This window comes from Duganella sp. BJB1802 (assembly GCF_013369445.1).
Classification (GTDB): Bacteria; Pseudomonadota; Gammaproteobacteria; order Burkholderiales; family Burkholderiaceae_D; genus Rugamonas; species Rugamonas vulcania_A.
In genome coordinates this window covers 176616-195074 of record NZ_JABWEF010000002.1, presented here as the reverse complement: position 1 = coordinate 195074, position 18459 = coordinate 176616, and the positions used below count along the sequence as shown (strand labels likewise).

Sequence of the window (18459 nt, the reverse complement as noted above, 5' to 3'; positions counted from 1 at the left end):
GTTACTATGCCTAGAGTAAAACGTGGGGTTACAGCTCGTGCCCGTCATAAAAAAGTATTAAACCTGGCCAAGGGTTACCGCGGTCGTCGCAGCAAGGTATACCGTATTGCCAAGCAAGCAGTGATGCGCGCTGGCCAGTACGCTTACCGCGACCGTCGTAACAAGAAGCGCGTCTTCCGCCGTCTGTGGATCGCTCGTATCAACGCCGCTTCCCGTGAGCATGGCGTTACCTACAGCGTCTTCATGAATGGTCTGAAGAAAGCTTCGATCGAACTGGACCGTAAAGTCCTGGCCGATATGGCAGTGATGGACAAGCCAGCGTTCGCTGCGATTGTCAACGCTGTGAAAGCAAAAATCGCTGCTTAATACGCATTGATTTGGACGCGCGATCCCGGCAACGGGTCCGCGACTGAGAACGGGGCAAAGGTTGAAACCTGTGCCCCGTTTTTGATTGAGGATAAGAAAAACGCATGGACTCCCTGGAACAACTCGTCGCCTCAGCAGTGCAGGATTTCGACGCGGTCAAAGATGACGCCGCCGCACTGGAAAATGCCAAAGCCAAATATCTGGGCAAGACCGGCCAGATCACCGAATTGATGAAGGGGTTGGGCAAGCTCGACCCTGAAGCGCGCAAGGCGCAGGGCGCCCTGATCAATGCTGCCAAGGGGCGGATTGAAGCGGCGCTGACGGCCCGGCGCGACGCGCTGGCCGACGCCCAGATGCAAGCCCGTTTGAACGCCGAGGCCATCGATGTCTCGCTGCCTGGCCGCGGACGCGCCGGCGGCGGCATCCATCCGGTGATGCGGACCTGGGAACGTGTGGAAGAAATCTTCCGCTCCATCGGTTTCGACGTGGCCGACGGCCCCGAAATCGAAAACGACTGGACCAACTTCACGGCGCTCAACAGCCCGGAAAACCATCCCGCCCGCTCGATGCAGGACACCTTCTACATCGAGGGCAACGACAGCGAAGGCAAGCCGCTGCTGCTGCGCACGCACACCAGCCCGATGCAGGTGCGCTACGCCCGCAGCCACACGCCGCCGATCAAGGTGATCGCGCCCGGCCGCACCTACCGCGTCGACAGCGACGCCACCCACTCGCCGATGTTCCACCAGGTCGAGGGCCTGTGGATCGCCGAGAACATCAGCTTCGCCGACCTCAAGGGCGTGTACCTGAACTTCGTCAAGGCCTTCTTCGAGACCGACGACCTGCAGGTGCGCTTCCGTCCGTCGTACTTCCCGTTCACCGAGCCGTCGGCAGAGATCGATATCGCCTTCGGTTCCGGTCCGTTGAAGGGCCGCTGGCTGGAGATTTCCGGTTCGGGCCAGGTGCATCCATCGGTGGTGCGCAACTTCGGCCTCGACCCGGAAAAGTACATCGGCTTCGCGTTCGGCTCCGGCCTGGAACGCCTGACGATGCTGCGTTACGGCGTCAACGACCTGCGCCTGTTCTACGAAGGCGACCTGCGCTTCCTGAAGCAGTTCAACTAACAATAACGAAACGGTCGAGCGCCGCCGAGGCGCGCGCTCCCGTCGGACTATCTTTGAAGGCTTGATTATGCAATTCTCCGAAAACTGGCTCCGTACCATGGTCGATCCGAAGATGACTTCGGACGAACTGGCCCATCTGCTGACGATGTCCGGCCTGGAAGTGGAAGAGGTCGAAGCGGTGGCGCCACCGTTCTCCAACGTGGTCGTCGGCCACGTGCGCGAGATGGCCAAGCATCCGAACGCGGACCGCCTGAACGTCTGCCAGGTCGATGTCGGCACCGGCACCTTGCTCAACATCGTGTGCGGCGCGCCCAATGTGCGTCCCGGCCTGAAGGTCGTGTGCGCGATGGCCGGCGCCATCCTGCCGCCCGGCGCCGACGGCAAGCCGTTTGAAATCAAGGTCGGCCAGCTGCGCGGCGTCGAGTCGCAGGGCATGCTGTGCTCGGCCAAGGAACTGAAATTGTCGGAAGAGGGCAGCGGCCTGCTGGAACTGCCGGACGACGCGCCGGTCGGCCAGAACTTCCGCGACTACTACGCGCTCAACGACCTCAAGTTCACCATCAAGCTGACCCCGAACAAGGCGGACTGCCTGTCGGTGCTGGGCGTGGCGCGCGAAGTGTCGGCGCTGACCGGCGTGGCGCTGCATGTGCCGTCGTTCCGTCCGGTCGCCGTCAACAGCGCCGAGGTGCTGCCGGTGAAGATCTCCGCGCCCGACCTGTGCGGCCGCTTCTCCGGCCGCGTGATCCGCAACCTGAACGCCAAGGCCGCCACGCCGGACTGGATGAAGCAGCGCCTCGAGCGCAGCGGCCAGCGCTCGGTGTCGGCGCTGGTGGACATCTCCAACTACGTGATGCTCGAGCTGGGCCGTCCCACCCACGTGTTCGACCTGGCCAAGATCCACGGCGGCCTGAACGTCCGCTGGGGCAAGGCCGGCGAAACGCTCAAGCTCCTGAACGGCAACACCGTCACGGTCGACGAATGGGTCGGCGTGATCTCGGACGACAAGGAAATCGAATCGCTGGCCGGCATCATGGGCGGCGACGCCACGGCCGTCTCGCTGGAGACCGAATCGATCTATCTGGAAGCGGCGTTCTGGTGGCCGAACGCCATCCAGGGCCGCGCCCGCAAGTACAACTTCTCGACCGACGCGGCGCACCGCTTCGAGCGCGGCGTCGACTACGCGACCACGGTCGAGCACATCGAGCGCATCACCTCGCTGCTGATCGAGATCTGCGGCACGGCGACCACGCAGGTGGGGCCGGTCGACGACCAGATCGTCAACGTGCCGCAGCGCGCGCCGGTGCAACTGCGCACCGCCCGCGCCCAGAAAGTGATCGGCGTCGCGCTGGACGATAAGACCATCGCCGACATCTTCACCCGCCTGGCGCTGCCGTTCACGCTGGCCGATGGCGTGTTCTCGGTGACCGCCCCGTCGTACCGCTTCGACATCGAAATCGAGGAAGACCTGATCGAGGAAGTCGCGCGCGTCTACGGTTTCGAGAACATCCCGACCGTGGCGCCGGTGGCCGCCAACACGATGATCATCGCGCCGGAAAACACCCGCTCGCTGTTCGCCGTACGCCACCAGCTGGCCGACCTGGGCTTCCAGGAAGTGGTCAACATGAGCTTTGTGGACGCGGCCTGGGAGCAGGACTTCGGCGGCAACGCCAACCCGATCAAGCTGCAGAATCCGATCGCCAGCCAGATGAACGTGATGCGCTCGACGCTGATCGGCAGCCTGGTGGCCAACGTGCGCTACAACCTGAACCGCAAGACCAGCCGCGTGCGCCTGTTCGAGATCGGCGCGGTCTACCTGCGCGACGACAGCGTGGCCGACGGCCCGCTGACCGTGGCCGGCTACCACCAGCCCAAGCGCGTGGCCGCCATGGCCTACGGCAACGTGGCCGACGAGCAGTGGGGCCAGGACAACCGCGCGGTCGATTTCTTCGACCTCAAGGCCGACCTGGAGCACCTGTTCGCGCCGCTGCCGCTGCGCTTCGTCAAGGCAGAACACCCGGCGCTGCATCCGGGCCGCTCGGCGCACGTGCTGCTGGACGGCAAAGTGGTCGGCTTCATCGGCGAGCTGCATCCGCGCTGGCTGCAAAAGTACGAACTGCCGCACGCACCGGTGGTGTTCGAGGTCGATGCTGTTGCTTTGCAGCAACGAACTGTGCCAGAATACGCCGAGATCTCCAAGTTCCCGGGCGCCACGCGCGACCTGGCCGTGGTGGTCAAGCAGCATGTTCCAGCGCAAGATCTGCTGGACGCGTTTAATGCAGCAGTGCAAGTAAGTCCACATGGCAAGATCGTGCAAGCCATTGTTTTGTTTGATGAATATCGTGGCAAAGGACTGGAGGCGGACGAAAAATCGCTTGCTTTCCGCTTTAGCTTGCAAGATACTCAAAATACGCTGCAGGACGATGTGGTGGAAGCGGTGATGAGCGCGGTCGGCGAAGCCGCCACGCAAAAACACGGCGCCCGTCTGCGTACTTGATAGCGACTTTTTTGATCATCTGGGAGTCCGGCCTGTGCCGGACTCATTCGTTCTTAGATAAGGCAGGGCAGGAAAATTAATAATAACGACGTCGATTCCGCCGTACTCCAATCCGCATTGGCTGCCGATTTGCATCGGGCCATGCAGGTGGCCAAGGTACGCCAGGATGCAGAGAAAGATTTGCCTACGCTGACCAAGGCGGAGCTGGCCGAGCTGTTGTTCGAACAGGTCGGCCTGAACAAGCGCGAGGCCAAGGACATGGTGGAGACCTTCTTCGACGAGATTCGCAATGCGCTCGAGCGCGGCGAAGCCGTCAAGCTGTCCGGTTTCGGCAATTTCCAGTTGCGCGACAAGCCGCAGCGCCCCGGCCGCAACCCCAAAACCGGCGAGGAAATCCCGATTACCGCGCGCCGCGTGGTGACCTTCCATGCCAGCCAAAAACTCAAGGGCATGGTCGAAGAGAGCAATCCTATGGCGCGCGCCGCCTGAGCTGGGACTGAGCCGTGATGAATGACCGCCTCGCCAAATCCGAACTGGTTGTGCTGCCGCCGATCCCGGCCAAGCGCTATTTCACGATCGGTGAAGTGAGCGAGCTGTGCGGCGTGAAGCCGCATGTGCTGCGCTACTGGGAGCAGGAGTTCACGCAGCTCAAGCCGGTCAAACGGCGCGGCAACCGCCGCTACTACCAGCACCACGAGGTGCTGTTGATACGCCGCATCCGTGAACTCCTGTACGAACAGGGCTTCACCATCAGCGGCGCCCGCAATAAGCTCGACAGCCGCGCGTACGATGCCGCCGCGGCGGAGTATGATGGTGGCTTGGCTGTCAACGGCCAGCCGCCGGCGGACGTTCCTGCTCCGCTGGACCGCGACATGATACGCGGCGAACTGCTGGCGATACTGACGTTGCTCAAGCAGTCCTAGCGCACTACTGCCGTGAAGTGCGGCTGGCGGAATGATTGCTGCTATAATTTCAACATTATTCACATCAGCGACGCTGATAGACGGTGGCGTGAAGTCCGTTGGGGCCCATGGCGCAACAGCCGGACAAGACGAGGGGAAACAATGATACGCGTTGCCATTTGTGACGACCATCAGATAGTAAGAGCAGGATTCAAACAGATTTTTTCGTCCGCGGACGATTTCGACGTGGTGGCGGAAGCCGGTACCGGGCGTGAGGCGCTGGAAATCGCGCGGCGCGAGATTTGCGACGTGCTGCTGCTCGATATCGCCATGCCCGACCAGAGCGGCATCGACACCTTGCGCACCATCCGCCAGGGCCAACCGGACCTGCCGGTGCTGATCCTGTCCGGCTATCCGGCGCAGCAGTACGCGCTGAACCTGTTCAAGATGGGCGCCAACGGCTACCTGAACAAGGAATGCGAGGCCGACGAGCTGATTTCCGCCGTGCGTACCGTGTACCAGGGCCGCCGCTATGTCAGCTCGACCGTCGGCGAACTGCTGGCGCAGAGCTTCGACCGCGATCCGAACACCGCGCTGCATACCGAGTTGTCGGACCGCGAGTTCCAGGTCTTCCTGCGCCTGGCGCGCGGCGCCACCGTGTCCGACATCGGCGTGGCGCTGTCGCTGAGCATCAAGACCGTCAGCACCTACCGCACCCGCATCATGGAAAAAATGGGCATGCAGTCGAATTCCGACCTGACCTACTACGCCATGAAGAACAACCTCCTCGATTAGCAAGCTACTTGCTGGGGCGCGCACTGTTGCCGCTGCCCCATTCAGCATGCCTTCCCCCATCGGACTATAATCCGGCTAGTGTGGCGTATGTCCGCCCCGGATTAACCCTTGTGAAGGAAACTCGTCAGGATGTATTTCACCGTCGAAACAGCGCCGCATCACCGCCTGCCGCTGTACAAGACCGTCTTGTGCGTGACCTGTGCGCTCCTGCTGATCGTTAACGGATTCAGCCTGTTCCACAATTTGCAAGCGTTGCGCGGGGCGCAGGTGCAGCTGGGTCAGACCGCCCGGGTGGCCGACCGCCTGCAATACCTCAACGTGCTGGTGCTCGACGCCGAGAGCAGCATGCGCGGCTACTTCCTGTCCGGACGCGACGCCTACCTGGGGCCGACCAAGACCGCGCTGGCCGAGACCGAAATCGAATTCAAGGAACTGGAAAAGCTGCTGGCCGATAGCCCGTCGCAGCTGAAGAACCTGGCGCAACTGCACACGCTGGTGCGCCGCCGCCTCTCCATCATGAGCCAGGCCATCGACGTCTACCGCGAGGGCGGGCTGGAGGAGATCGTCAAGATCGCCAAGCTCAGCGACGGCCGCGCCAGCATGGACGAGATCCGCCTGCAGGTGGTCATCATGGAGCAGGAGCAGAACGAGACGCTGGTCACGCGCAGCGCCACCTTTTATCAGGAATACCAGAAAGCCGTGTTGCTGGGCATGGGGATCAACGCGCTGGCCATCTTTGTGCTGGTCATGTTCTACCAGCTGGTGCGGCGCAGTTTCGCCAACCGCGCGCAGGTCGAGCACGCGCTGCAAAGCGCCAATGAAAACCTGGAATCGCAGGTCGAGCAGCGTACCGAGCAGTTGTCGGTGTTGTCGCGCCACCTGATCAGCATCAGCGAGGAGGAAAAGGTGCGGCTGTCGCGTGAGCTGCACGACGAAATGGGCGCCAACCTGACCTCGATCAGCATGGACATCGCCGCCGTCACCCAGCAATTGCAAAAGACCGATCCCGAACTGGCGACCCAGCTCAAGCGCGCCCGCGCCACGCTGGTGGAAACAGTGGAAATGAAGCGCCGCATCGTCGAGAACCTGCGCCCGAGCCTGCTCGACAACCTGGGCCTGTGCGCCGCCATCGAAAGCTATTGCAGCGAGTTCAGCCGTCTGGCCCAGGTCCGTTGCGACTGCGATGTGGCCGCCGAAATCGAAAGCGCCGCGCGCCAGTCGGGCGATTTGTCGATCGCCTTGTTCCGCATCGTGCAGGAATCGCTGACCAATATCCGCAAGTACGCCAAGGCCAGCCGCGTAACCGTCACCCTGGGCCGCAACCAGGGCGGGCTGATGCTGCGCATTATCGACGATGGTATCGGCATCGCCGCCAACAACATCGTCAAGCCCATGTCGCATGGACTGCTGGGCATGCGCGAACGCGCCTTGCTGTTGGGCGGCACGCTGACCATCCGCCGTGGCCGCAACGACGCCGGCACTTGTATTGAAGTCTCTATTCCCTTGCGCAACCGCCCGCCGGCGGAGGAGCGCCGCGCCGACATGACGACGCTGCCACCGGCCATCAGCGATGTGCTTAGCAGCGTGCTACATCCACCAGCAGACGTTCATATTCCGTCCGGGCCACCTTGTAGCACTCACCCGCATACGCCTCCAAGCCTGACCGATCAAGCACAGTGATGTTGCCGCGGCGGTAGGCGATCAAGCCTTCGTCCTGCAGCTTGCCGGCGGCGGCGGTGATGCTTTCGCGGCGCACGCCCAGCATGATGGAAATCATTTCCTGCGTCACCTTCAGTTCGTTCGATGGCGAGCGGTCCAGGCGGTCCAGCAGCCAGCGGCACAGCTTTTGTTCGATCGAGCTGTGGCGGCCGCCGACGGCGTTCTGCGCCATCTGCGCGAACAGCGCGGTGTTGTAGCGCATCAGCAGCGCGGGCAGGGCGCCGCCCTGGTTGAAGGCGTCGCGCAGGTGCTGGGCCTTCATGCGGTAGCCGTAGCCGGCCGCCTGCACCACGGCGCTGCACATGGCGCGCTCGCCCTCGAACAGCGAGACGCCGACCACGCCTTCATGGCCGACCACCGCGATCTCGGTGGTGGCGCCGTCTTCCATCACGTACAGCAGCGAGACGATGGCGGTGGTGGGGAAGTGGACGTAGTCCATCGCGCCGCCGAACTCGAACAATTCTTTGCCGAAGGGCAGGGTCACCAATTCCAGGTGCTCAAACAACGATTCCAGCACGTCGCGGGGCAGCGCGGCCAGCAACTCGTTCTGCTGGGCGCCGCTGATGCTGACAACAGGCCGTGACGCAACGTTGAATTCTTTCGAGTTCACCGTCATGCGTGGCGCTGCGGTTTTGTCGGTTGCGTTAAGTTGGGTGTTGTTCATTTTGTTCCTCACAATCTGGCTATGCAAGAGCACCAAAGGCGTGCTTCAGTGTTGGCATAATTTTGAGGGCTTTGTTAAATTGCGAACATAAGAGGAGGGGACGCACCCGTGTAGGCTTGCAACATGGCACTTTGTAGTCCTGGTCCTACACGAGCTCTATTTTTCTCGGCAGCGCGCGTGCATAATGCACAAATTCAAATCAAGTGGCGCACAGATCATGCATGTACTTGTGGTGGAGGACGACGCGGTGCTGGCCGATGGCCTGAGCCGCGTGTTGAGCGGCCACGGCATGGCGGTCGAGGTGGTCGGCAACGGCACCCAGGCCGACGCGCTGCTGCAGCGGGCCGAGCATACCGAGGTGGTGGTGCTCGACATCGGCCTGCCCGGCATCGACGGTTTCGAGGTGGTGCGCCGCCTGCGCGCGCGCGGCAGCCAGGTGCCGGTGCTGCTGCTGACCGCGCGCGACGCCATCGAGGACCGGGTGCGCGGCCTGGAGCTGGGCGCCGACGACTACCTGGTCAAGCCCTTCGCCACCGCCGAGCTGGTGGCGCGGCTGCGGGCGCTGGCGCGGCGCAACACGCCCAAGCCGGCCGTGCTGGCGCTGGGCGACCTGGCGCTGGACCTGTCGGCCAAGCGCGCCCGCGTGCGCGACAAGACCATCGAGCTGTCGGTGCGCGAGTGGGCGGTGTTGGAATACCTGCTGCAGCACGGCGCGCGCGTGGTGTCCAAGCAGCAGATCATCGACGCCATCCTGCCCTGGGGCGACGACCTGACCCTGAACGCGGTGGAAGTCTACATCTCGCGCCTGCGCCTGAAGATCGCCGACGCCGGCGTCTCGATCCGCACCATCCGCGGCTTCGGCTACATGCTGGAGCAGGCCCCGGCCGCGCACGCGGAATGAACAGCATCCGGCTGCGGCTGCTGAAATGGCTGATCGGGCCCATCCTGCTGATCAACCTGGCCGGCGGCGCGCTGACCTACATGCTGGCCTGGCTGCCGGCCCAGCAAGCCTTCGACCAGAGCCTGTCCGACGCCGCCGCCGCGCTGGGCGCGCGCCTGAGCGCCGACGGCGGCCAATTGCGCATCGACCTGCCGCGCCAGGCCGAGCAGGTGCTGCGCACCGACGACGCCGACGCCGTCTACTTCGGGGTGCGCGACGCGGCCGGCCACACCATCGCCGGCGACGCCGACTTCCCGCCGCTGCCGGGCGCCGCACCGCAGCACGCGGCCGGGCGCGCCGTGCCCTTCGACGCCAGCCAGCGCGGCGAGGCGGTGCGCGGCGTGGCGCTGCGCCTGAGCCTGCCCGTCGCCTCGGGCGCGCCGGTCCAGGCCGACATCGGCGTGGCCAAGACGCTGCGCAAGCGCACCCAGATCCGCCACGCCGTGGTGCGCGCGCTGGTGCTGCTGGAATCGCTGTTCGCGCTGGCCTGCGTCGGCCTGATCTGGTTCTCGGTCAGCAACGGCCTGCTGCCGCTGAATCGCCTGCGCGCCGGCCTCAACGCCCGCGACGGCGACGACCTCGAACCGATCGCGGCCACCCAGGTGCCGTACGAGCTGGAGCCGGTGGTGTCGGCCTTCAACGGCTTGCTGGACAAGGTCGGCGAGGGCGCGCGGGCGCGCCAGGAGTTCCTGGCCAACGTCGCGCACCAGCTGCGCACGCCGCTGGCCGGCCTCAAGACCCAGCTCGAATGGCTGGGCGCGCGCCACGCCGAGCCGGAGACCGCGCAGTCGGTCAAGCTGATGCTGTCGGCCACCGAGCGCATGATACGGCAGACCAACCAGCTGCTGGCATTGGCCCGCGCCGAGCCCGGCCATTTCGAGAAGACCCGGCTCGAACCGGTGGCACTGAACGCGCTGGTGGAGGAGGCGGTGCAGTCCTTTGTCGACCGCGCCACGCTCAAGTCCATCGACCTCGGCTTCGACCTGCGGCCGCTGACCATCATGGGCGACCGCTTCCTGCTGCGCGACCTGATCGACAACCTGATCGACAACGCCATCCGCTACACGCCGCCCCACGGCACGGTGACGGTGGCCTGCCGGCCGGACGGCGAGGGCGGCTGGCTGACGGTCGAGGACAACGGCCCCGGCATCCCGCCGGCCCGGCGCGAGCAGGTGTTCAGCCGCTACGTGCGGCTGGACGACAAGACCACTGGCAGCGGCCTGGGCCTGGCCATCGTGCGCGACATCGCCATCGTGCACGGCGCCGCGCTGACCATCGCCGACGGCGCCGGCGGCCGGGGCGCGCTGTTTTCCGTGCACTTTCCCTGAATAGTTGCCCTTGTCAGGAATTTGTCAGCATTTCCTCAGGGTAATGCAAGCTGGGCCCGCTACACTCCAGGCATGTGAACAGTCAGCGGGAGCGGGCCATGAAGCGTGTCCAACAGGGCTTTACCTTGATCGAGATTATGGTGTCGGTGGCCATCGTCGGCATCCTGATGGCGGTGGCGATCCCGGCCTACAGCGACTACGTGACCCGGGGCCGCCTCAGCGAAGCGTTCACCGCGCTGGGCGGCGCCCAGCCGGCGGCCGAGCAGTTCTGGTCCAACAACCGCACCTATGTCGGCTTTGACGGCGTCAGCACCTTCCCGGTCGCCACCCCCAACTTCCGCTACGCGCTCAGCGCGGCCACCGCCTCCAGCTACACGCTGACGGCCACCGGCATCGGCAAGATGAACGGCTTCGTCTACACCATCGACCAGAACGGCACCCACGCCACCACCGGCAGCCCGACCGGCTGGGGCGTGAGCACCTCGTGCTGGGTGGACCACAAGGGTGGCGCATGTTCCAACTGACGCCGCCGGCTCGGCGCCCCCAGCGTGGCCTCACGCTGCTGGAGCTGCTGCTGACGCTGACCATCTTCGCGTTCATGCTGGCGATCGGCATCCCGAACGCCAGCAACTGGCTGCTGAGCAACCGCGCGCGCAGCGCCAGCGAGTTCTACGCCGACGGCTTCAGCCTGGCGCGCCGCCAGGCCGTCATGCACAACAGCTTCAGCCGGATTTCGCTGTCGCCCAACGTCAACAGCGGGCAGATGGACTGGCAGGTCGACATCTGCTTCGTCTCGCCGGCCACCCAGTGCGGCGCGGCCGAAACCGGCTGGTCGACGGTCAACGCCCCGGCCGCCAACGATCCCGAGGGCGCGGCCGGCTACAAGTCGGTGTACCGCGCGGCCGAATCGCTGCCGAACTCGGAGGTGCTGCTGCCGAGCACTCAGCCGGAAGGCAGCTCGCAGGTCTACTACACCCCGATCGGCTGGGTCGACACCCGCTTCGCCCAGCGCCTGACCAGCCTGCGCCTGGATCCGGCCGCCAAATACGCCAACGAAGTGCCGGTGGTGGCGCTGGTGGTCACGCTGGCCGGCATGGCCAGCAAGTGCGACCCGCGCCTTCCCGCCAGCGACACCAGGGCCTGTCCACCATGAAACCGTCCATGCATCCCCGTCCCTCCCGCCGCCAGGGCGGCATCGCGCTGCTGGAGGCGATGCTGGCCATCGTCATCCTCGGCATCGGCCTGCTCGGCACCATCGGCCTGCAGGCGCGCGCCTACTCGGCGCTGTCGGACGCCAGCCTGCGCGCCGAGGCCACGCTGGCCGGCGAAAAACTGCTGGGCGTGATGAACGCCGACAGCAACAACGTGCTGAACTACGGCGTCATCGAGGGCGGCGCCGTCACCGCCGCCACCCAGCCGTGGGTGGACGAGACCCAGGCCGCGATCCCGGGCGCCATCATCGCCGTCACCGTCACGCCGCAGCAGCTGCGGGTCCAGGTCGACATTTCCATCAAGTGGAAGCGCAAGGCCGGCGGCGTCACCAACCAGCATCTGGTCACCTCCTATATTGCGATCTGAACCATGAACCTCTCCCTGTCCCGCCGCCGTGGCGGCTTCTCGCTGGTGGAACTGATGGTCAGCGTGGTGATCGGCCTGCTGGCGCTGCTGTTCGCCACCCGCCTGGTGGTCAGCGGCGAGCAGAACAAGGATGCCGCCGTGGGCGGTTCGGACAGCATGCAGAACGGCATGCTGGCGCTGTTCTCGCTCAGCAGCGACGCCACCGAGGCGGGCTGGGGCCTGAACGATCCGATGCTGGCCGGCTGCGACACCGTGTTCTCCGACGCCAACGGCTACGTGCTGCCGACCATGCAGCGCAACGGCGCCAACTTCACGCCGCTGGCGGCGGCGGTGATCCAGTCCAACGGCCCCGACCCGGACGTGATCTCCTTCAACAGCGGCACCTCGCAGGCGGGCGCCGGCTCGGTCAAGCTGTTCGCCGACTACACGGTCGGCAACACGCTCACCATCGACAACCGCAACCCCTACGCCTTCAACGACGGCGACGTGATGGTGATGGCGCCGTTGACGCCGGGCAGCGGCCAGTGCACGCTGTTCCAGCTGTCCGGCTTCGGCGCCGGGACCAACAGCACCATCCTGGTCAGCAGCGGCGGGCGCTACCGCTTCAATCCGATCGACGGCCTGCCCTTGCCCTACAAGCAGAACCTGGCCTACATCTACAACCTCGGCGCGCCGACGCAGCTGCATTTCCACACCTGGACGGTGGCCAACGGCGTGCTGCTGCTGCGCGCCGCCGAGCTGGCCGGCGCCGAGCAGGCCGGCGTGTCGGTGACCGACAACGTGGTCAGCATCAAGGCCCAGTACGGCTTCGACGCGCGCCCGCCCGGCCCCAAGGCCTACGACCCCAACCCCGGCGCCGACGGCATGCAGGTCACCAAGTGGAGCGCCACCATGGTGGACGCCGACAGCGACGGCGTGGTCGGCAGCCCCGGCGACTACCAGCGCATCGCGGCGGTGCGGATCGCCGTGGTGGCGCGCAGCAAGAACACCGAGAAGCCGAACTCGGCGGGGCAGTGCGGCGCCACCACGGTGCTGCCGACCGTGTTCGCCACCAGCGTGCCGACCGGCGTGGCGGCGGCGCCGGTGCAGGTCAACGTGGCGGTGGCGGGCGACGTGGTGCCGTGGCAGTGCTACCGCTACCGCGTGTTCGAGACCATCGTGCAGATCCGTAATTCCCAATGGAGGCCATGATGCGCCTGCCTTCCCGACAGCGCGGCATCGCGCTGCCCATCATGTTGATCATGCTGACGGTGATGCTGGTCAGCAGCATCTACCTGCTCAAGTCCAGCACCTCGACCACGCTGACCACGGCCAACCTGGCCTACGACGCGGCGCTGAGCAAGTCGGCCGACCTCGGCATCCACACGGCCTTCGCCTACCTGCGCTCGATACCGACCTCGTCTCAGCTGGAAAACAACCAGCCGGCCAACGGCTACGTCGCCACGCTGACGCCGACCTGGACCGTCAGCACCCCGGCCTTCTGGATCGGCTCGGTCACCTTGCCGGCCGACGCGGCCGGCAACCGGGTCGAGTACGTGATCCACCGGCTGTGCGACTTCGCCGGCCCCGTCAACCCGCCCGGCAACCGCTGCCTGCTGACCTCGGCGCGGCCGAACTCCAAGTCGCCCACGTCGTACGGCAAGAGCAACCGCGCCGACAGCCCCAACTACCAGGACCAGCCGCAGCTGCACTACGTGGTCACGGCGCGCATCGTCGGCGCGCGCGGCGGCAACGTGGTCACGCAGGCGGTCGTCATGAAAGGGCCGTGAGGCCGCAGTCTTTTTGAATGGAAGCCATCATGAACAAGTTCTCTTCGACGCTGGCCGGCCTGCTGCTCGGCGCCGCGCTGTGCGCACCGCAGGCGGCCATGGCCGCAGCCACCCAGATCGCCCAGGTGCCGCTGCTCAACATCACCGGCACCGGCACCGTCAAGCCCAACCTGATGCTGCTGTTCGATAACTCCGGCTCGATGGACCAGACCTACACGCCGGACTACGTCAACGACAACCTGTGCCGCAGCGCCGCCACGCTGCAGGCCGGCATCACCGCGTGCGCGGTCGGCCACCCGCCGTTCATGAGCCCGGACTTCAACAAGCAGTACTACAACCCCAAGATCCGCTACCTGGTGCCGATCAAGTCCGACGGCAGCTACTATCCCGAGCAGAACGCCGCCAACACCAGTAACTGGACCTCGGTCAGCGGCGACGGCTTCGGCGCCCACAAGGCCGACCTGTTCGGCAACACGGTGTCGTCCAACATCAACCTGGTGACCGGCTTCCCCGACCTGAAGTGGTGCAACGGCAGCGGCGTGTGCCAGTTCAACACCGCCAGCTACACCTACCCGGACGCCACCTACCAGAGCGCCACCGCCATCACCACCGGCCCGTACTACTACACCATCGGCGTCGGCCAGTACTGCACCGACGACACCATGAAGACCTGCGTCTCGACCGCCGTCGGCGCGGCGGCCCCGGCCGGCTATCCGGTGCCGGTCAAGGTGCGCTGGTGCAGCGACAAGCTGCTGACCCAGTGCCAGGGCAAGCGGGTGGGGGCCTTCATCTACCCCGGCTATTCGATGCCGGCCGGCGCCACCGCGTCCTACGGCACCATCGCCATCGGCGCCTCGGCCACCGCCAGCGCGCTCAGCATCAGCAGCGTGGTGGTCAACGGCAGCACCACCATCACCAACGCCGCCGTCAATGCCGCCACCGGCACCAACAGCCTGATCAAGCAACAGACGCTGGCCAGCGCGCTGGCCGCCAACATCATCGCCACCTCGGTGGGCAAGGGCGCCGCCTCCACCAGCCTGTACTACGCCTGCGTCAAGACCCCGACCGGCCAGGCCACGGTGCCCGCCTGCAGCGTGTTCGGCATCGCCCTCAGCTCCGACAATTTGGTGGCGGTGCTGCCGGTTAGCTGCACCGGCAGCGTCACCGTCAGCAACTGCGTGACCGTGTCGGACAGCTCGCGCGCCGGCTGGGGCATCGCGGTCACCTCGCCAACGACCGTGGTGACGGCCTACGCGCCGGCCAGGGCGGTGGTCACCTTCGCCGGCACGGTCACCTCGTCGTCGCAGACCGCCATCCTGAAGAACCTGAGCTACGCCGGCACCACGCTGGTGGGCGGCGCGTCTAATAGCTCGCCCACCTACCTGAGCCTGGGCAAGAGCCAGACACCGTCGCAGATCGCCTCGGCGCTGGTCGGCAAGATCGGCACCACCGGCACCATCAAGGCCTACCTGGGCAACAACAGCAACTGCCCGGCCGGCTACACCGCCACCAGCGTCTGCCTGCTGAACTGGGCCTCCACCGATAACACCGCCACCATCAGCGCCTTCACGATGGACAACCAGGGCTCGATCAGCTGGGCCAGCACCGGTTCCAGCGGCTATGTGGCGGCCGTCAACGACACCATCCCGACCAGCACCACGGCGCTGTCGGCCGGCTCCGGCGCGCCCAATCCCTTCGTGCGGGTCAACATCGTCAGCGGCCAGACCTATCCGAAGGCCGCCGACCGCACCGACTGCGCCGGCACCACCTGCACCTACGCCGAGGAGATGAACAACTTCGCCAACTGGTATGTCTACTACAAGAGCCGGCTGCAAATGATGAAGAGCTCGATCGGCATCGCGTTCTCGGCCATCACCGCCAACTACAAGGTCGGCTACGTCAGGCTGTCGGTCGCGGGCATTGGCGGCGCCATCGACCTCAAGCCGGCCGACTTCACCGGCAGCGCCCGCGCCAGCTGGTACACCACGCTGTACAACACCACCACCTCGGGCTCGACGCCGATCCGCACCGCGATGGACAACGTCGGCCGCATGTTCTCCAACCTCACGCCGTACAACTACGCGGCCGGGCAGGAGGTGGTGCAGTACCCGTGCCAGCAGAACTTCATGATACTGACCACCGACGGCTACTGGAACGGCAGCTCCACCGCCAACGTGGTCAACAACGACAACGTCGAGAACCCGGCGCGCTTCTGCACCCAGGCGCGCGGCTGCGTCGACACGCGGGCGCAGTCGCAGCCGTCGATCTCGGACGTGGCGCTGCACTGGTACAACGGCGGCTCCAGCACCACCACGGTGTCGCTGCGGCCGTCGCTGGAGCCGGACATGAGCAAGCCCGGCTCGGTGCCGGCGGCCGGCGGCGAGAACACCCACCTGCACATGAACACCTACACGCTGGGCCTGGGCGTGGACGGCGTGATGACCTACGAGCCCAACTACGACACCGCGCCCAAGACTGGCGGCGACTTCTACAACCTGATCACCGCCGCCACCAGCGGCTGCCCGTGGAACGGCAGCGGCGCCTATGTGTGGCCGGATCCGGACGTCACCAACACCGCCAGCACGGTGCAGGAGCGGGTCGACGATTTGTGGCACGCGGCCATCAACGGCCACGGCAAGTACTTCAGCGCCCAGGATCCGAAGGACGTGGTGGGCGGCCTGAGCGAGGCGCTGTCGAACATGCAGGTGCACGTGGGCGCGGCCGCGGCGGCCGCCACCTCGACCCCGAACATCACGCTGACCGACAACGACATCTTCTCCGACACCTTCACCACCGTGAAGTGGTACGGCGAGCTGTCGGACAAGAAGATCGACAGCACCGACGGCAGCGTCGGCAACAGCGCCACCTGGACCACCAGCGACACGCTGGGCAAGAAGGTCGGCAACAGCAGCGACACCCGCACCATCTACATGTTCGACACGGCCGGCGGCAACGCCAGCACGCCGAGCGACTTCCGCTACGCCAACATGACCGGGCCGGCGGCGGGCTGGTTCGCCAACAAGTGCGCGTCGCTGTCGCAATGCGTGCTGCTGTCGGCGTCGGACAAGGCCATCGTCAACGACGGCAACAACATGGTCAACTACCTGCGCGGCCAGCAGCAGTACGCCGACGACAGCCTGTTCCGCGCCTACACGCTCACGCTCAACACGCCGGCCGGCGCCTCGGGGCCTATCCCCATCGTGCTGGGCGACATCGCCTCGTCCAAGCCGGCCTTCGTGCGCGACCCGCGCAACGACTATCCGGACCCGGACTACGCCACCTTCAAGGACACCTACGGCAACCCGAACAACCCCACGCACCGCAGCGGCGCGGTGTTCACCGCCGCCAACGACGGCATGCTGCACGCCTTCGACTCGGCCACCGGCGGCGAGCTGTGGGCCTACGTGCCGCGCATCACGATGAAAAAGCTGTATGCGCTGGCCGGCACCACCTACGGCACCAACCACCAGTTCACCACCGACGGCTCGCCCGAGGTGGCCGACATCAAGGCCGGCGCGCTGGGCTGGCGCACCGTGCTGGTGGCCGGCCTGAACGGCGGCGGCCGCGGCTACTACGCGCTCGACATCACCGACACCTCCCATCCCAAGCAGCTGTGGGAATTCTGCGCCGACTCCGCCGTCTGCGCGCTCAGCGACGGCGACCTCGGCTTGACCTTCGGCAACCCGCAGTTCGGCACCCTGGCCAACGGCCGCTGGGTGGTGTTCCTGACCTCGGGCTACAACAACGTGCCCGGCACCGACGGCGTCGGCACCGGCACCGGCAAGGGCTTCCTGTACGTGCTGGACGCCTACACCGGCGAGCTGCTCAACAAGATCGGCAACAACTCGGGCGACACCACCACGCCGTCCGGCCTGGCCAAGATCTCGGCCATCAGCAACGACCCCGGCGCCGACCCGCGCATCCAGTACGTGTACGGCGGCGACAACCAGGGCCAGATGTGGCGCTTCGACCTGACCGCGGCCTCGGGCGCGATCACGGTCAACCTGATGGGCAACGCCGGCACCTCCAAGCCGATCACCACGCGGCCGGACGTGACCACCTGCGCGGTGCAGGTCACCACCCTGGTCGCCGGCGTGCCGACCGTCACCACGGGCGGCGTGCGGGTGGTGCTGTTCGGCACCGGCCGCCTGCTGGACGTGCCGGACACCACCGACACCTCGGTGCAGAGCCTGTACCTGCTCAAGGACAGCGGCACCCTGATCGGCGACATCCGGGGCGCGACCATGGTCAAGCAGACCTTGAGCCTGCTGGGCTCCAGCAGCAACGTCAACACCTACCAGATCACCGCCAACCCGGTCGACCTGTCGCAGAAGGACGGCTGGTACTTCGACTGGTCGGTCAACGCCGGCGAGCGCATGAACCTGGACCCGCAGATCGTCAGCGGCGTGGCCAACGTGGTGACCAACCTGCCGACCTCGTCGTCGTCGTGCTCGGTGGGCGGCTCCAGCAACCTGTACCAGGTCAACGTCTGCAACGGCCAGGCGATCGGCACCCATCCGGCCGGCGCGACCTTGTCGAACACCTCGGCGGCGGTCGGCTTCATCATCATCCGCCTGCCTAACGGCCAGCTGAAGATGATCACCACACTGGCCGACGGCACCAACAAGACCTCGCCGCTGGCCGAGCAGACCTCGCCCGACGCCCACCGCACGGGCTGGCGCAGGGTGAAAGGGGAGTAGGCGGGGGCAAACAGTTCACACGGCGGGGCCAACTATCGGTAAAATCGAGGGTTTTGCAGCCCCGCCTCAGATCGCGAACA

Annotated in this window: 16 protein-coding genes; 15 read left to right on the top strand and 1 reads right to left on the bottom strand. The window is 65.8% G+C overall.

From position 1 onward, the window contains the following. Window positions 1-6 precede the first annotated feature (6 nt). From rplT to HUX88_RS03955, 7 genes are all read left to right on the top strand, one after another. On the top strand, window positions 7-366 hold the full coding sequence (gene rplT / locus HUX88_RS03985; protein WP_008449404.1) for a 50S ribosomal protein L20: 360 nt from the start codon (window positions 7-9) through the stop codon (window positions 364-366). Between the two features lie 104 nt (window positions 367-470). Further along, complete coding sequence (gene pheS / locus HUX88_RS03980) at window positions 471-1490, top strand: phenylalanine--tRNA ligase subunit alpha (RefSeq protein ID WP_117011385.1); 1020 nt, start codon at window positions 471-473, stop codon at window positions 1488-1490. A gap of 67 nt (window positions 1491-1557) precedes the next feature. Continuing rightward, window positions 1558-3984: a phenylalanine--tRNA ligase subunit beta gene (gene pheT, locus HUX88_RS03975; protein ID WP_176360919.1), complete on the top strand. Its 2427-nt coding sequence runs from the start codon at window positions 1558-1560 to the stop codon at window positions 3982-3984. A gap of 141 nt (window positions 3985-4125) precedes the next feature. Then, window positions 4126-4473, top strand: coding sequence for an integration host factor subunit alpha (locus HUX88_RS03970; RefSeq protein ID WP_019919772.1), 348 nt, complete (start codon window positions 4126-4128; stop codon window positions 4471-4473). 17 nt (window positions 4474-4490) lie between these two features. Then, window positions 4491-4907: a MerR family transcriptional regulator gene (locus HUX88_RS03965; RefSeq protein ID WP_176360918.1), complete on the top strand. Its 417-nt coding sequence runs from the start codon at window positions 4491-4493 to the stop codon at window positions 4905-4907. A 141-nt stretch (window positions 4908-5048) separates the two neighbouring features. After that, on the top strand, window positions 5049-5681 hold the full coding sequence (locus tag HUX88_RS03960) for a response regulator transcription factor (protein ID WP_117011382.1): 633 nt from the start codon (window positions 5049-5051) through the stop codon (window positions 5679-5681). A gap of 129 nt (window positions 5682-5810) precedes the next feature. Further along, on the top strand, window positions 5811-7361 hold the full coding sequence (locus tag HUX88_RS03955) for a CHASE3 domain-containing protein (RefSeq protein WP_117011381.1): 1551 nt from the start codon (window positions 5811-5813) through the stop codon (window positions 7359-7361). On the opposite strand, the gene HUX88_RS03950 is transcribed toward HUX88_RS03955, so the two are convergent. Further along, window positions 7258-8064: a Crp/Fnr family transcriptional regulator gene (locus HUX88_RS03950; RefSeq protein ID WP_117017720.1), complete on the bottom strand. Its 807-nt coding sequence runs from the start codon at window positions 8062-8064 to the stop codon at window positions 7258-7260. The two genes, HUX88_RS03955 and HUX88_RS03950, sit on opposite strands and share 104 nt — an antisense overlap. Before the next feature lie 217 nt (window positions 8065-8281). Here HUX88_RS03950 and HUX88_RS03945 point away from each other — a divergent pair, with 217 nt between their 5' ends. From HUX88_RS03945 to HUX88_RS03910, 8 genes are all read left to right on the top strand, one after another. After that, on the top strand, window positions 8282-8965 hold the full coding sequence (locus HUX88_RS03945; RefSeq protein ID WP_117011379.1) for a response regulator transcription factor: 684 nt from the start codon (window positions 8282-8284) through the stop codon (window positions 8963-8965). Continuing rightward, window positions 8962-10332 carry a sensor histidine kinase gene (locus HUX88_RS03940; protein WP_176360917.1) on the top strand — a complete coding sequence of 457 codons (1371 nt, stop codon included), beginning with the start codon at window positions 8962-8964 and terminating at the stop codon, window positions 10330-10332. Before HUX88_RS03945 ends, HUX88_RS03940 begins: the two co-directional genes overlap by 4 nt. 98 nt (window positions 10333-10430) lie before the next feature. Continuing rightward, window positions 10431-10856 (top strand): type IV pilin protein, encoded by a 426-nt coding sequence (locus HUX88_RS03935; protein WP_176360916.1) that lies wholly within the window; start codon window positions 10431-10433, stop codon window positions 10854-10856. Then, a complete protein-coding gene (locus tag HUX88_RS03930) occupies window positions 10844-11485 on the top strand; it encodes a prepilin-type N-terminal cleavage/methylation domain-containing protein (RefSeq protein ID WP_176360915.1) in 642 nt (213 codons plus the stop codon). Before HUX88_RS03935 ends, HUX88_RS03930 begins: the two co-directional genes overlap by 13 nt. A gap of 8 nt (window positions 11486-11493) precedes the next feature. Further along, window positions 11494-11910 (top strand): hypothetical protein, encoded by a 417-nt coding sequence (locus tag HUX88_RS03925; protein ID WP_229213424.1) that lies wholly within the window; start codon window positions 11494-11496, stop codon window positions 11908-11910. 3 nt (window positions 11911-11913) lie between these two features. Continuing rightward, window positions 11914-13101 carry a PilW family protein gene (locus HUX88_RS03920; protein WP_176360914.1) on the top strand — a complete coding sequence of 396 codons (1188 nt, stop codon included), beginning with the start codon at window positions 11914-11916 and terminating at the stop codon, window positions 13099-13101. Continuing rightward, window positions 13101-13679, top strand: a complete 579-nt coding sequence (locus tag HUX88_RS03915) for a hypothetical protein (RefSeq protein WP_229213425.1) — start codon at window positions 13101-13103, stop codon at window positions 13677-13679. Before HUX88_RS03920 ends, HUX88_RS03915 begins: the two co-directional genes overlap by 1 nt. A gap of 29 nt (window positions 13680-13708) precedes the next feature. Further along, complete coding sequence (locus HUX88_RS03910; protein WP_176360913.1) at window positions 13709-18379, top strand: pilus assembly protein; 4671 nt, start codon at window positions 13709-13711, stop codon at window positions 18377-18379. The last annotated feature ends 80 nt before the right edge of the window (window positions 18380-18459 follow it).

Excerpts from the sequence above, each read along its gene's own strand:
- HUX88_RS03940 (WP_176360917.1), top strand. The coding sequence starts at position 8,962 with ATGAACAGCATCCGGCTGCGGCTGCTGAAATGGCTGATCGGGCCCATC.
- pheS (WP_117011385.1), top strand. The coding sequence starts at position 471 with ATGGACTCCCTGGAACAACTCGTCGCCTCAGCAGTGCAGGATTTCGAC.
- HUX88_RS03950 (WP_117017720.1), bottom strand. The coding sequence starts at position 8,064 with ATGAACAACACCCAACTTAACGCAACCGACAAAACCGCAGCGCCACGC.
- HUX88_RS03925 (WP_229213424.1), top strand. The coding sequence starts at position 11,494 with ATGCATCCCCGTCCCTCCCGCCGCCAGGGCGGCATCGCGCTGCTGGAG.
- pheT (WP_176360919.1), top strand. The coding sequence starts at position 1,558 with ATGCAATTCTCCGAAAACTGGCTCCGTACCATGGTCGATCCGAAGATG.
- HUX88_RS03915 (WP_229213425.1), top strand. The coding sequence starts at position 13,101 with ATGCGCCTGCCTTCCCGACAGCGCGGCATCGCGCTGCCCATCATGTTG.
- HUX88_RS03955 (WP_117011381.1), top strand. The coding sequence starts at position 5,811 with ATGTATTTCACCGTCGAAACAGCGCCGCATCACCGCCTGCCGCTGTAC.
- HUX88_RS03945 (WP_117011379.1), top strand. The coding sequence starts at position 8,282 with ATGCATGTACTTGTGGTGGAGGACGACGCGGTGCTGGCCGATGGCCTG.
- HUX88_RS03910 (WP_176360913.1), top strand. The coding sequence starts at position 13,709 with ATGAACAAGTTCTCTTCGACGCTGGCCGGCCTGCTGCTCGGCGCCGCG.
- HUX88_RS03965 (WP_176360918.1), top strand. The coding sequence starts at position 4,491 with ATGAATGACCGCCTCGCCAAATCCGAACTGGTTGTGCTGCCGCCGATC.
- HUX88_RS03935 (WP_176360916.1), top strand. The coding sequence starts at position 10,431 with ATGAAGCGTGTCCAACAGGGCTTTACCTTGATCGAGATTATGGTGTCG.
- HUX88_RS03970 (WP_019919772.1), top strand. The coding sequence starts at position 4,126 with ATGCAGGTGGCCAAGGTACGCCAGGATGCAGAGAAAGATTTGCCTACG.
- rplT (WP_008449404.1), top strand. The coding sequence starts at position 7 with ATGCCTAGAGTAAAACGTGGGGTTACAGCTCGTGCCCGTCATAAAAAA.
- HUX88_RS03920 (WP_176360914.1), top strand. The coding sequence starts at position 11,914 with ATGAACCTCTCCCTGTCCCGCCGCCGTGGCGGCTTCTCGCTGGTGGAA.
- HUX88_RS03930 (WP_176360915.1), top strand. The coding sequence starts at position 10,844 with ATGTTCCAACTGACGCCGCCGGCTCGGCGCCCCCAGCGTGGCCTCACG.
- HUX88_RS03960 (WP_117011382.1), top strand. The coding sequence starts at position 5,049 with ATGATACGCGTTGCCATTTGTGACGACCATCAGATAGTAAGAGCAGGA.